The following is a 12,876-nucleotide window of genomic DNA, read 5'->3' as shown; positions in this document are numbered from 1 at the left end:
CTCTCAGAAGATGCCCGCCCCCGCTTGGTAAGAAAGGTAGTTTACTATCAGGCGAGTTGGCTAGAGTGCACCTCGGAGGGAGGCCGGACATGCGACGCGACCTGGCCAATCCACGGCTGCTGCGGGTGCTCAACGAGCGCCGCCTGCTCGACCAGCTCCACGAGCACGGCCCGGCCTCGCGCGCCGACCTGGCCAAGAGCACCGGCCTGTCCAAGCCCACGGTCTCGGCCGCCCTGGCCGGGCTGGCGGAGGACGGCCTGGTCCACCTGGTCGGGGAGGTGTCCGGGCGGCCCGGCCCGGTGTCCTCGCTCTACGACATGAACGCCGCCTCCACCCACGTCGCCGGGATCGACATCGGCCGCGACTGGATCCGGGTGGCCGTGGCCGACCTGCGCGGCACGTTCGCGGGGCGTACCGACGGGCGCAACACGGCCCGTACCTCGGCCGAGCTGGCCGGGCTGGTGGGCGAGCTGGCCAGGGCGGCGGCCCGCGAGGCGGAGGTCGAGTGGCGCACGATCACCTGCGCGGTGGTCGGCTCGCCCGGCGTGTACGACCCCGTCCGCGGCGGCCTCGACTTCGCCCCCAACCTGCCCGGCCCGCCGGACCTGGCCGACCGGCTGCGCGCGGCCCTCGGCGTCGAGCTCGTCATCGAGAACGACATCAACCTGGCCGCCGTCGGCGAACACGCCCACGGGGCCGGCCGCGGCAAGGCCAACTTCGCCCTGGTGTCCATCGGCACGGGCGTCGGCATGGGCATCGTGATCAACGGCGAGCTGTACGTGGGGGCGCGGGGGGCGGCCGGGGAGGTCTCCTACGTCCCGGCCGCCGAAGAACCGGCCACCGCCGCCGCCGCGCAGAGCGCCGACTCCTTCGTGGAGGGCGGGGACTCCTTCGCCCAGGGTGCCGACGCGTTCGCCCAGGGTGCCGACTCGTTCGCCCAGGGTGCCGACTCGTACGTGCACGGTGCCGACGCGTTCGCGCACGGGGCCACCGAGGCCGTCACCTCCGCCCCGGGTGTCGTGCGCGCCGCCCGGGCGGCGGGGCTGGAGCTGGAGACGGCCAGGGAGGTCTTCGCCGCCGCCGCCGACGGGAACGAGGCGGCCAGGTCGGTGGTGGAGGCCGAGGGGCGGCGCATCGGCGGGCTGCTGGTGGCGGTGGCCGCCGTGCTGGACCCGGAGGTGATCGTGCTGAGCGGGGGAGTGGGCCGCAACCTCGACCTGCTGGGCGCGTCCGTCGAGCGCCGCATCGCCGAGCTCGGGCCGCTGCGCCCGCGGGTGGTGGCCAGCGTGCTCGGCGACAGCGGCGTCCTGCTGGGCGCGGTCGCCCACGCCAAGTCCCGCGCCTGGGACCTCATCTTCGACGCCCGCAGACACTGACCCCCGGCCCCCGGACCCTTCGGAGGGGCGGCGTGTTCGGGTGGCGTGCCTTGCGGGGGGTTGGTGGGGGTTTGGGCTCTGCGGAGGGTGGGGGGCGCCTTTACGATGTGGGGGTGGCCGGCCTCCTTCGTTCCGTGTGGCGCGAGCCTCGTCCCCCTGGCCCGCCGGTGCGGGTGTGGCGCGACTGGGCGCTCGTCGCGGCGCTCGTGCCGGCCGCGGTGATCGAGGGCGTCCTGCGGCCCGACCTCCGGTGGCCGGTGGTCTCGACAGCCGTCACCGTCGCGCTGATCCCCACGCTGCTGTGGCGCCGGACCAGGCCGCTGCTCATGGTCGCGCTCGTCTTCGGCGTCACCACCCTGGCCCCGCTGCTGACCGGCGGCGAGCCGGTGGAGACGTACACGCTGGTCTTCGTGACGATCGTGCTCTACGCGCTGTTCCGGTGGGGTTCGGGGCGCGAGGCCGGGATCGGGATGGCGGCGGGGCTCGTCGCGGTCGGCCTGTCGCTGGCCTCCGGCCGCATGGCGATCGGCGACGTCGTCCCGGCGCTGGGCGTGCTGGTCGCGACCGTCGGGCTGGGCAGCGCCTTCCGGTACCGGGCCGGCGCGCGGCTGCGCGAGCTCGACCAGGTCAAACTGCTCGAACGCGAACAGCTCGCCCGCGACCTGCACGACACCGTCGCCCACCACGTCTCGGCCATGGCCATCCGCGCCCAGGCGGGCCTGGCCACCGCCGCCTCCGAGCCGGGCGCGGCCACCGACGCGCTGCGGGTGATCGAGGCCGAGGCGTCGCGCACGCTCGCCGAGATGCGGGCCATGGTCCGGGTGCTGCGCAGGAACGAGCCGGCGGAGCTGGCCCCGGGCCGCCACCTCGACGACCTGCGGCAGCTCGCCGGCCGCCCGCGGGTCGGCCCGGCCGTCGAGGTGGAGGTCGCGGACGGGCTCGGTGACCTGCCGCCGTCGGCGGGCGCCGCGCTCTACCGCATCGCCCAGGAGTCGATCACCAACGCCCGGCGGCATGCCCGCCACGCCACCCACATCACCGTCCGCGTCACCGCCGACGACGCCGCCGTCCGCCTGACCGTGAGCGACGACGGCGACCGCGCCGGTGGCGTCGCCGCCCCCGGTTACGGTCTCATCGGCATGATCGAACGCGCCGCCCTGCTCGGCGGCACCTGCGAGGCGGGCCCCAACCCCAACCGGGGCTGGACGGTCACCGCCGTCCTGCCCAGGGAAGCCGCATGACCGACCAGCGGCAGCCGCATGACCGACCGACGGGAGGCCGCGTGACCGACCAGGGGAAGCCCGCGTGACCGAGCAGCGGGAGGCCGGGGCCATCCGGGTGCTCGTCGCCGACGACCAGGAGATCGCCCGCACCGGGCTCAGGATGATCCTCGACGCCCAGCCCGGCATCGAGGTCGTCGGCGAGGCCGGCGACGGCAGGCGGGCCGTCGAGCTGGCCCGCCGCCTGCGTCCCGACGTGTGCCTGTTCGACATCCGCATGCCCGGCCTCGACGGCATCGCGGCCACCCGGCAGCTGGCCGGGCCCGACGTCGCCGACCCCATGGCGGTGGTCGTGATCACCACCTTCGACCTCGACGAGTACGTCTACGCCGCCCTCCGCGCCGGAGCCAGGGGCTTCCTGCTCAAGGACGCCGGCCCCGCGCTGCTCGCCCAGGCGGTGACCGCGGCGGCCGGCGGCGAGGCGCTCATCGCCCCGAGCGTGACCGCGCGCCTGCTGGCCGCGTTCGCCGGGGCCGGGCGTACCGAGGCGCCCGCGCAGCCGGTCGAGGCGCTCACCGGCCGCGAGGAGGAGATCCTGCGCGCGGTGGCCCGCGGCCGGACCAACAGCGAGATCGCCGCCGAGCTGCACATCTCGCTCAGCACGGTCAAGAGCCACGTCGCGAGCCTGATGACCAAGCTCGGCGTGCGCAACCGCGTCGAGATCGCCATGTGGGCCTACGAGACCGACCGCGTACGCACCTGACCCCGGCGGACGATCGACTCGGCCACCGCCAGGTTGATCACCCAGCCCGCGCCGACGAGCAGCGCCCGGCCCAGCTCGCCGGGTGGCCCGAAGGCGGCCAGCCCGAACGCCAGGGTGAACGCCTGCGTGCCCGCGCCGAGCCCGATCGCGTACCCGCGCGTCATCCAGGCCCGATGCCGGGCGACGTCGCGCCGCCGGATCGCGGCCAGGCCGAGCAGGAGGCAGGCGGCCATGGCCGTCCCGAACAGCAGCCGGAAGGCGGCCAGCAGCGTGCCGTCGCCCGCCGGGAGGTCGGAGAAGAGCGTCAGCCACAGCCCTGACAGCGCCGCGACCAGCCCGGACGCCACCAGCGCCCGCCCAGCCACCCGGTGCCACCCGGGCCGCCGGGCCCGGAACCCGGCCTGGAACTGGAACGTGCCGAGGACGCAGAACGCCAGCGACGCCGGGATGTGCAGCAGCACCGGCACGGGCATGGCGAAGAACCGCGCGTTGTCGGCCGTGACGGCGGCGCCGGAGGCCAGCTCGGTCACCCGGAGGGCGCCGGCGACCAGGGGGACGACGCTGAGCGTGAGCAGCCCGGCAGGTGCGATCCATCTCATGGGGAAGAGCGTGACGGCCGCGGCCGTGCCGGGTCATCGCGCGGACGGCCCCTCCCTGTTCGCACCATCGGCGGGACGGGCCGTCGTACTTTCGGCCATCGAGCCGTCGCCTTTCGACCGTTGAGCGTCCGCGCAGGTCGCGCCCACACTGACGGCACATCCACGAGGGAGGAAACGATGAAGGCCTACGTCCTGCGCAGGTTCGGCTCGCCCGACCAGCTCGTCCTGACCGAGGTCGAGCGGCCCGTGCCGCGCGACGACGAGGTGCTGATCCGGGTGCGGGCCACGTCCGTGCAGCCCTATGACTGGCACTTCATGCGGGGAGAGCCGTACCTGGCCCGGGTCATGGGCGGCGGGGTCGGGCTGCTGCGGCCCAGCATCGCCGTCCTCGGGGCCGACGTGGCGGGGGAGGTCGAGGCGGCGGGCAAGGACGTCACGCTGTTCCGCCCCGGCGACGAGGTGTACGCGATGTCCCTGCGGGGCGGCTTCGGCGAGTACGTCTGCCTGCGGCAGGACGAGGTGGCCCCCAAGCCGCGGGGGCTGTCGTTCGAGCAGGCGGCGGCGGTGCCGATGGCGGCCAACACCGCGCTGATCGCGCTGCGCGACGAGGGACGCGTGCAGCCGGGCCAGAAGGTGCTGGTCAACGGCGCGTCCGGCGGTGTGGGCACGTTCGCCGTGCAGCTCGCCAGGTCGATGGGGGCCCACGTCACCGGCGTGTGCGGCGGGCGCAACGCGGACCTGGTCCGCTCGCTCGGCGCGGACGACGTCGTCGACCACACCAAGGAGGACTTCGCGGCCTCGGGCCGGCGCTTCGACCTCCTCATCGACGTGGCGGGCGGCCGCCGGCTGTCGGACTGCCGTCGCGTGCTGACCAGGAAGGGCACGTACGTGCTGGTCGGCGGGCCGGCCGGCCGCTGGGTGCAGCCGGCCGGCCACATGTTCGCCGCGCTGGCGTCGGCGTCCTTCGTCCCGCAGCGGATCGTCAGGGCGGACGTGGTCCGCTGCGGGAGCAACAGGGCGAACCTGCTGACGCTGACCGGGCTGATCGAGCAGGGGGAGGTCACCCCGGTCATCGACAGGACCTTCCCGTTCGGCGAGATCCCGGCGGCCGTCCGCTACCAGGAGGAGGGACACTCGCCGGGGAAGGTCGTCGTCACAGGGTCGCGGTGAGCATGGCGGGGGCCGGTGCCTTGCGGAGCTGGGCGTAGTCGGCCCAGCGCTTGACGCCCTTGGGGTCGGGGCGTACCGCGCCGACGAAGGCCTGCCTGCGCCACTGCGACAGGCGTTCCTCCTTCACCACGTCGCCGGTGTGGGGGGAGTGGACCATGTAGCCGGGCTTGGAGATCATGCCGACGTGGCCGAGGCCGCTGAAGAACACCAGGTCGCCTGGTTTGAGGTCCTTCCAGGCGATTTTCTTGGAGAAGGCGCCGTACTGATCCGCGGCGACTCTGGGGAGCTCGATGCCGGCGTCCTCGTAGGCCCGGAGCATGAGGCCCGAGCAGTCGTAGCCCCGCTCGCTGGCGCCGCCCCACACGTACGGGGTGCCGCGCTTGTCCATGGCGTATTCGAGGGCGACCTTCCAGGCCGGTTTCGGCACGTGCCGTTCCTGGACCTGTTTCACCTGGGGGCCGGTGAGGGTGATGGCGGGGGTGGGGTCGGCGGGAGCGACGGGAGCGGCGGGCGCGAGACCCGCTCCGCCCGCCGCCACCGCCAGGAGAATGGCGATGCTAGACAGGGGACTGTCCTTCCACGTGGCCGGCCGGGTTAGCTGACGGGCTCGGGCCTGGAAGTAGCCCTACGGCGGTGCTTGAGAGCGGTGCCGATTCGCCCCGGGGGGAAAGATGGGTCCCCGGCTCCACGCAGCGGCTGCGTGGATTAGGCTCGTCGGACTCTAACGAAACGGTCAAAAGGTCGCAATCCCCCCAAAACGGATTGTCCGGAGATTGAGATGATGTGTTCGTCAGCCGAGACGAGCCGGTAAGGTACCGCCCATGGAGTCGCGTAACATCCGCCTGGCCGTCATCCCCGGGGATGGCATCGGTGCCGAGGTCGTAGCCGAAGGGCTCAAGGCCCTGGAGGCCGTGGGCACGAAGATCGAGCCCACCCACTACGACCTGGGCGCAGCCCGCTACCACCGCACGGGCGAGACGCTGCCCGACGCGGTGCTCGAAGAGCTGCGCGGCTACGACGCGATCCTGCTCGGCGCCGTGGGCGACCCCAGCGTGCCGCCGGGCATCCTGGAGCGCGACCTGCTGCTCAAGCTCAGGTTCGAGTTCGACCACTACGTCAACCTGCGCCCGGTCAAGCTGTTCCCCGGCGTCGAGACCGCGCTGGCCGGCGCCACCGCCGAGCACATCGACATGGTCGTCGTCCGCGAGGGCACCGAGGGCCTCTACGCCGGCACCGGCGGCGTCATGCGGCGCGGCACGCCGCACGAGATCGCCACCCAGGAGTCGCTGAACACCGCCCACGGCGTCGAGCGCGTCGTGCGTTACGCCTTCCAGAAGGCGCAGTCGCGGCCCCGCAAGAAGCTCACGCTCGTCCACAAGACGAACGTGCTCACCTTCGCCGGCGACCTGTGGCAGCGCACGGTCAACCGCGTGGCCGAGGAGTTCCCCGACGTCACCACCGACTACAGCCACATCGACGCGGCCTCGATGTTCTTCGTCACCCAGCCCGAGCGCTTCGACGTGATCGTCACCGACAACCTGTTCGGCGACATCATCACCGACCTCGGCGCCGCGATCGCCGGCGGCATCGGCCTGGCGGCCAGCGGCAACATCAACCCCGAGCGCACCTCGCCGAGCATGTTCGAGCCGGTGCACGGCAGCGCGCCCGACATCGCCGGTCAGGGCAAGGCCGACCCGACCGCCACCATCCTGTCCGTGGGCATGCTCCTCGACCACCTCGGCCTGCACGCCGAGGCCGCCAAGGTCGAGCAGGCCGTGGCCGCCGACATCGCCGAGCGCGTCACCGGCCGCGCCGGCCGTTCGACCAGCGAGATCGGCGACGACATCTCCGCGCGAGTATCCGGCTAGGACCGTCTAGCCCCGTACGCGCCTGGCGGTCCCGACGAGGACTGCCAGGCGCTTTTTGGCGTTCAGAGGGTTGAACCCATCCCAACTGCCTCTTGCCATCCCAAATGGCAAGACAATAGGAAGTACGAATACTGCTCGTGGGCAGTAGCTTTCAGGATCGTAGATTCGCAGAGAGTAAGGACCGTCGTCATGACCATCGCTCAGAAGCTCAGCTTCGACGTGCAGCATTCCGACCACGCTCGCACCGCGGCCGAGCGGGAGCAGGTACTGGCGAACCCCGGGTTCGGGCAGGTCTTCACCGACCACATGATCACGATCGACTACACCGAGGGCCAGGGGTGGCACGACGCCGCGCTCCTGCCGTACGGGCCGCTCCTGCTCGACCCCGCGACCTCGGTCTTCCACTACGCGCAGGAGCTCTTCGAGGGACTGAAGGCGTACCGGCAGATCTCCGGCTCGATCGTGGCCTTCCGTCCGTACGCGAACGCCGCCCGCTTCAACCGCTCGGCCGAGCGCATGGCCATGCCGGAGCTGCCGGAGGAGGCGTTCGTGGAGTCGCTGGAGCTCCTGGTCTCGGCCGACAAGGAGTGGGTGCCGACCACCGAGGGCCACAGCCTCTACCTGCGTCCGTTCATGTTCGCCACGCAGGCCGGGCTCGGCGTCAACTACCCGTCGAAGACCTACAAGTACATGGTCATCGCCTCGCCGGCGGCCTCGTACTTCGCCGGTGGCATCAAGCCCGTCTCGGTGTGGCTGTCGACCGAGTACACGCGCGCCGCGCCCGGCGGCACCGGCTTCGCCAAGTGCGGCGGCAACTACGCCGCCGCCTTCGTCGCCCAGCGCCAGGCCGTCGAGAACGGCTGCGACCAGGTCGTCTGGCTCGACGCCCACAAGCACGAGTACGTCGAGGAGATGGGCGGGATGAACCTGTTCTTCGTCTTCGGCAACAAGCTCGTCACCCCGGCGCTCACCGGCACCCTGCTGCCCGGCATCACCCGCGAGTCGATCCTGGAGCTAGCCGACGAGCTCGGCCTGGAGACCGAGGAGCGGCTGATCTCGGTGGACGAGTGGGAGTCCGCCTGCGCCGCCGGCGAGCTGACCGAGGTGTTCGCGTGCGGCACCGCCGCCGTGGTGACCCCCGTGGGTTCGGTCAGGGGCGCCGACCGCTCCTGGACCATCGCCGACGGCACCCCGGGCCCGGTGACCATGCGGGTGCGCGAGGAGCTCGTCGGCATCCAGTACGGCGCCCGCCCCGACACCCGCGGCTGGATCCACAAGATCGCCTAGGGCGTGCCCGGGAGGCCGGCGTTCAGCCGCCGGCCACCGCCGGGATCCCGTGGTCAAGGGGGGCTAGTGGTTCTTCCTGATCATCGTGATCCCGTCGGCGATCGGCAGCACGACCACGCTCACCCGCGGGTCCTCGATCACCAGGTCGTTGAACTCGCGGATCTGCACCGTCGTCGGCTCCGCGTGCGCCGGGTCGGCCACGTGCCCGCTGCGCAGCGTGTTGTCGGCCAGCAGCAGGCCGCCCGGCCGCAGCCGCTCGACCAGCAGCTCGTAGTAGCCGGGGTAGTTGCCCTTGTCGGCGTCGAGGAAGGCCAGGTCGACGGGCTCGTCGAAGGCGGCCAGCGTCTCCAGGGCGGGCCCGAGCGTCAGCGAGACGCGGTCGGTCACGCCCGCCTTCTCCCAGTAGCGCCGGGCGATCGAGGTCCACTCCTCGCTCACGTCGAAGCAGTGCAGCCGCCCGCCGGACAGCCCTCGCGCGATGCAGATCGAGGAGTAGCCGGTGAACGTGCCCACCTCGACCGCCACGGCCGGGGCCGCGAGCTGGGTGAGCATGGTCAGGAACCGGCCCTGGTCGGCGGAGATCTGCATGCCGGCGCGGTCGCCCGTCGCCTCGGCCGTCTCCCGTGCCAGCTCCTCCAGCAGGGAGTCGGGCGGGGTGGAGTGGTCGAGGATGTACCGGCCCACCGCGGGGTCGAGGAGGTTCGCCTTCATGAAGGTCATTCTCTCCTCACAGCGTTCTCTCACCGTCATCAGGTACCAATGAGGGAGCCGCGCCGGGCGGCCGTCCGGAGAGTGGTTCTGGCGTTGGTAGGGTCTGCGCGATCGGTGAGCGGGGAAATGGGCGGATGATGAAGCGGTTGATTGCGGTCGTGGTCGCGGGTGCGGCCCTGGTGGTGCTGGGTGTGCTGGCGTTCTCGGAGCCGGGTGAGACGGCCGGGTCGGTACGCCTGACCAGGCAGCTCGACGGTTCGATGGTCCTGGCCGACAGGTCCAGCGACGCGCCCGTGCTCGACGTGTACGAGGACTTCGACTGCCCGATCTGCAAGGAGATGCACTCCAAGGTCGACGGTACGATCCAGAAGCTGGCCAAGGAGGGCAGGCTCAAGGTCGTCTTCCACCCCGTGACGATCTTCCAGGACGAGCCCATGCGCTCCAACTCCATCAGGGCCGCGGCCGCCGCCCGGTGCATGCCGGAGGAGAACTGGCTGGCCTTCAGGGACGCGCTCTACGCGATGCAGCCCGCCCCGCACGGCACGGCCTCGGGCTTCACCGTGCAGGAGCTGGTCGCGGCGGCCAGGAAGGCGGGCGCCTCGGTGGACGAGTGCGTGACCTCGCAGTCGTACGCCAAGACGCACCTGGCGGAGACCGCGAAGATCCAGATCCAGGGCACGCCGACCGTCCTGCTCAACGGGCAGCAGCTCGGCAACGAGGTGTTCGACCCGGCGGCGCTCGAACGCGTCATCGTCGGCGGCACCGGCGTGCAAGTGTAAAGGTCGTGTCCACGAGGTGAGACCGATGTGCCAGATGGTGAATCCCTGTGGCAGACTGGCAGGCACCATGTTCTACAGTCTGCTCATTATCGGCAGGCGCGCTGGCTGACACAGGGACACCGCCAGCGCGCAGACCTCTCACGTCCGTGAGGGGTCTTTTTGTTTTCCAGGACACGGATCCGAAAGAAGAGACTCATGGCCGACGACCGCTTCCACGTCTACGACACGACTCTGCGCGACGGCGCGCAGCAGGAAGGACTCAACCTCACCGTCGTCGACAAGCTCGCCATCGCGCGGCACCTGGACAGCCTGGGCGTCGGTTTCATCGAGGGGGGCTGGCCGGGCGCCAACCCCAAGGACACAGAGTTCTTCAGGCGCGCTCGAACAGAGCTCGACCTGAAGCACGCGCAGCTCGCCGCGTTCGGCGCGACCCGCCGGGCCGGTGTGAAGGCCGCCGACGACCCCTTGGTAGCCGCATTGCGCGAATCCGGCGCGCCGGTCGTGACCCTTGTCGCCAAGAGCCACGACCGGCACGTGGAGCTGGCCCTCCGCACGACTCTCCAGGAGAACCTCGCGATGATCCGCGACACGGTCTCTCACCTTCGTGCGGAGGGACAGCGAGTCTTCCTCGACGCCGAGCACTTCTTCGACGGCTACAAGTCCAACCCAGCCTACGCGCTCGAAGTCCTGCGGACCGCCGCCGAAGCCGGGGCCGACGTCATCGCCCTGTGCGACACGAACGGCGGCATGCTGCCCGACGAGCTGGCCGAGACCGTGCACGCGGCCGTCCAGACCAGCGCCCGCGTCGGCATCCACTGCCACGACGACACCGGCTGCGCCGTCGCCAACACCCTCGCCGCGGTCAAGGCGGGCGCCACGCACGTCCAGGGCTGCGCCAACGGCTACGGCGAGCGCTCGGGCAACGCCAACCTCTTCACCGTCGTCGCCAACCTCCAGCTCAAGCGCGGTTTCGACCTCGTCCCGCAGGAGGCGCTGGCGGACATGACCCGCATCGCGCACGCGATCACCGAGGTCACCAACGTCACCCCCAACTCGCACGCCCCCTACGTCGGCATGTCCGCCTTCGCGCACAAGGCCGGGCTGCACGCCAGCGCCATCAAGGTCGACCCCAACCTGTACCAGCACATCGACCCGGCCGCCGTGGGCAACGACATGCGCATGCTCGTCTCCGACATGGCCGGCCGCGCCTCCGTCGAGCTCAAGGGCCGCGAGCTGGGCTACGAGCTGACCCCGGAGCACACCAAGACGCTGGTCGAGCGGGTCAAGGAGCTGGAGTCGCAGGGGTTCACCTTCGAGGCCGCGGACGCGTCGTTCGAGCTGCTGCTGCGCGACACCGTCCAGGGGGAGCGCCGCCGGCACTTCGAGGTGGAGTCGTGGCGGGTGATCGTCGAGCGTACGAAGGGCGGCGAGCTGGTCAGCGAGGCCACCGTCAAGCTGCGTGCCAAGGGCGAGCGCATCGTCGCCACCGGCGAGGGCAACGGCCCCGTCAACGCCCTGGACAAGGCCGTACGGCAGGGGCTGGAGCAGCTCTACCCGGAGCTGGCCAAGCTGGAGCTGGTGGACTACAAGGTCCGCATCCTCGAAGGCACCCACGGCACGGACGCCGTCACCCGCGTCCTCATCACCTCCAGCGACGACACCGCCGAGTGGGCGACGGTGGGGGTGGCCGAGAACATCATCGACGCTTCCTGGCAGGCGCTGGAGCAGGCGGTCACGTACGGCCTGCTGCGCGCGGGCCGCGACTGCGGCTGACCCCCGAGGCGACGCTCGCTCCGAGCGGGCTTCGCGGCTGAGGGCCGACCTCCTGAAGGGGCGGCCCTCGGTCGGGGTCGCGGGGCGAGGGGTGAGCCGGGCGGGCCCGGTGGCGGACCGCTGGGCGCCGCCGGGTGTCAGTGAGGAAGGACCACGGCCCGTACGCCGGGGAGATCGTCGAACGCGGCGGAGGCGTCCATGGTGACCACGACGCGCGCGGTTGCGATGAGCACCCCTGTGTCCAGGATCAGGCGTCGGGTCACGTGTCCCTCATCTCGTCGTCGAACGCCTCGCGGGCTGCGGCGACATCGGTGGCGAAGTCGGCGTCCAAGGAGGCCGCGCTTCTCGCCAGGAACGCCTTGACCATGCGGCCCGGTGCCGTGGGAGCCGGTCCGATCACGACGGCGATCATCCGCATGCCGGTCGCGCGGGAGCGGGCCGACTAGAGCCGGTCCGGGCCGCCGCCCTCGTCCAGCCAGGCGACGACGTGGGTCGTGAAGCTGTCCGCGAGGGTCAGGGGCTCGCCGCCGAGCACGAGGAGGGCGACGAGCTGGTTGACCCCGAACGCGCGCTCCCATGTGACCGCCCGCCGGTAGGTGCCGGCGTCGACGGCGTCGCGCAGGGTGTGCCAGCCGTGCCAGCCCATGAAGGCCGCGTCGATCGCCGGGTCGAACAGGTGCGCCCGGTCCCAGTCGAGGACGCCGACCAGCTTGCCGTTCTCGTCCCAGTGGACGTTGTCGCCGACCAGGTCGCCGTGGACCAGCGCGTCGGGGACGGGTTCCAGGGCCAGGGCGTCGTCCAGGCGTCGCCGCCCTTCGTCGCGCCACCTGGCGGGGAAGCGGGGGAGCACCTCCTCGGCGAGGATCGTGCTCCAGCTCGCCGGCCCGGCGTACGCGCGCGGAGCGGGCAGCAGGGCACGCAGCTCCGGGGTGACCGGAAGCTCGCGCAGGGCCCCGAGCAGCTCGCCGATCAGCCCCGGGTCGCCCTGGCCGGCGTCGTGCCCGGCGCCGCGCACCCAGGACACCGCCACGGCCGCGCGCTCCCCGAACGTCGTCACCGGCGTCAGCGGCTCGGGCACCGCGAACGGCAGCCCGGCGGCACCGATCGCGCGCAGCAGCTCGGTCCGCCGCGGCAGCGCCTCGGACACGCTCGGCCGCCGGCCGACCCGCACGGCCGCCACTTCGGGCACCAGGACGACGTCGTGCATCCCGCCACGGGCCAGCCGCGCCGTGTCGAGAGGAGCGCCGGGCACGAGCGCGTCGGCGATCTCCAGCAGATCAGGGGGTACGGGCTCGCTCATCGGGTCATTTCTTCCGCGCCGGATGTTCCG

The 12,876-nt window shown here is 71.9% G+C and carries 14 protein-coding genes and 1 riboswitch; of the genes, 8 read left to right on the top strand and 6 right to left on the bottom strand.

Annotated features, from left to right (window positions below; translation table 11 throughout):
* The first annotated feature begins 89 nt into the window (after positions 1–89).
* The 3 genes from ACWCSU_RS32330 to ACWCSU_RS32320 all read left to right on the top strand — a co-directional run bounded on the left by ACWCSU_RS32330 (position 90) and on the right by ACWCSU_RS32320 (position 3,359).
* Complete coding sequence (locus tag ACWCSU_RS32330) at positions 90–1,376, top strand: ROK family protein (RefSeq protein WP_449940023.1); 1,287 nt, start codon at positions 90–92, stop codon at positions 1,374–1,376.
* Positions 1,377–1,489: 113 nt separating this feature from the next.
* On the top strand, positions 1,490–2,617 hold the full coding sequence (locus ACWCSU_RS32325; protein WP_449940020.1) for a sensor histidine kinase: 1,128 nt from the start codon (positions 1,490–1,492) through the stop codon (positions 2,615–2,617).
* 64 nt (positions 2,618–2,681) lie between these two features.
* Positions 2,682–3,359, top strand: coding sequence for a response regulator transcription factor (locus ACWCSU_RS32320; RefSeq protein WP_364085124.1), 678 nt, complete (start codon positions 2,682–2,684; stop codon positions 3,357–3,359).
* Here ACWCSU_RS32320 and ACWCSU_RS32315 read toward each other — a convergent pair.
* Positions 3,332–3,958: a DUF2306 domain-containing protein gene (locus ACWCSU_RS32315; protein ID WP_449940018.1), complete on the bottom strand. Its 627-nt coding sequence runs from the start codon at positions 3,956–3,958 to the stop codon at positions 3,332–3,334. The two genes, ACWCSU_RS32320 and ACWCSU_RS32315, sit on opposite strands and share 28 nt — an antisense overlap.
* 177 nt (positions 3,959–4,135) lie before the next feature.
* Between ACWCSU_RS32315 and ACWCSU_RS32310 the strand changes: the two genes are divergently transcribed.
* Positions 4,136–5,128: an NAD(P)-dependent alcohol dehydrogenase gene (locus ACWCSU_RS32310; RefSeq protein WP_449940016.1), complete on the top strand. Its 993-nt coding sequence runs from the start codon at positions 4,136–4,138 to the stop codon at positions 5,126–5,128.
* Here ACWCSU_RS32310 and ACWCSU_RS32305 read toward each other — a convergent pair.
* A complete protein-coding gene (locus tag ACWCSU_RS32305; protein WP_357697608.1) occupies positions 5,112–5,666 on the bottom strand; it encodes a C40 family peptidase in 555 nt (184 codons plus the stop codon). The genes ACWCSU_RS32310 and ACWCSU_RS32305 overlap by 17 nt on opposite strands.
* Positions 5,667–5,696: 30 nt before the next feature.
* Positions 5,697–5,850: riboswitch (cyclic di-AMP (ydaO/yuaA leader) on the bottom strand.
* A 99-nt stretch (positions 5,851–5,949) separates the two neighbouring features.
* Between ACWCSU_RS32305 and ACWCSU_RS32300 the strand changes: the two genes are divergently transcribed.
* Together ACWCSU_RS32300 and ACWCSU_RS32295 are read left to right on the top strand one after the other, a co-directional pair.
* A complete protein-coding gene (locus ACWCSU_RS32300; RefSeq protein ID WP_357697610.1) occupies positions 5,950–6,996 on the top strand; it encodes a 3-isopropylmalate dehydrogenase in 1,047 nt (348 codons plus the stop codon).
* Positions 6,997–7,185: 189 nt separating this feature from the next.
* Positions 7,186–8,283 (top strand): branched-chain amino acid aminotransferase, encoded by a 1,098-nt coding sequence (locus ACWCSU_RS32295; RefSeq protein ID WP_357697612.1) that lies wholly within the window; start codon positions 7,186–7,188, stop codon positions 8,281–8,283.
* Between the two features lie 63 nt (positions 8,284–8,346).
* On the opposite strand, the gene ACWCSU_RS32290 is transcribed toward ACWCSU_RS32295, so the two are convergent.
* Positions 8,347–8,994 (bottom strand): O-methyltransferase, encoded by a 648-nt coding sequence (locus ACWCSU_RS32290; protein ID WP_357697613.1) that lies wholly within the window; start codon positions 8,992–8,994, stop codon positions 8,347–8,349.
* A gap of 134 nt (positions 8,995–9,128) precedes the next feature.
* On the opposite strand from ACWCSU_RS32290, the gene ACWCSU_RS32285 reads away from it, so the two are divergent.
* Positions 9,129–9,773 carry a DsbA family protein gene (locus tag ACWCSU_RS32285; RefSeq protein ID WP_364085113.1) on the top strand — a complete coding sequence of 215 codons (645 nt, stop codon included), beginning with the start codon at positions 9,129–9,131 and terminating at the stop codon, positions 9,771–9,773.
* Between the two features lie 195 nt (positions 9,774–9,968).
* Positions 9,969–11,546, top strand: a complete 1,578-nt coding sequence (gene cimA / locus ACWCSU_RS32280; protein WP_357697617.1) for a citramalate synthase — start codon at positions 9,969–9,971, stop codon at positions 11,544–11,546.
* Between the two features lie 137 nt (positions 11,547–11,683).
* Here cimA and ACWCSU_RS32275 read toward each other — a convergent pair whose 3' ends face one another.
* Genes ACWCSU_RS32275 through ACWCSU_RS32265 form a run of 3 tightly spaced genes read right to left on the bottom strand, consistent with a single transcriptional unit; the run spans position 11,684 to position 12,846 of the window.
* Positions 11,684–11,809, bottom strand: coding sequence for a hypothetical protein (locus ACWCSU_RS32275; RefSeq protein WP_357697618.1), 126 nt, complete (start codon positions 11,807–11,809; stop codon positions 11,684–11,686).
* Positions 11,806–11,946, bottom strand: a complete 141-nt coding sequence (locus ACWCSU_RS32270; RefSeq protein WP_357697620.1) for a hypothetical protein — start codon at positions 11,944–11,946, stop codon at positions 11,806–11,808. The genes ACWCSU_RS32275 and ACWCSU_RS32270 overlap by 4 nt, the downstream gene beginning before the upstream one ends.
* 42 nt (positions 11,947–11,988) lie before the next feature.
* Positions 11,989–12,846, bottom strand: coding sequence for a phosphotransferase (locus tag ACWCSU_RS32265; RefSeq protein ID WP_449940009.1), 858 nt, complete (start codon positions 12,844–12,846; stop codon positions 11,989–11,991).
* Positions 12,847–12,876 lie beyond the last annotated feature (30 nt).

It is taken from the genome of Nonomuraea sp. NPDC001699 (assembly GCF_053596455.1).
This window is presented reverse-complemented; position numbering and strand designations above follow the sequence as displayed.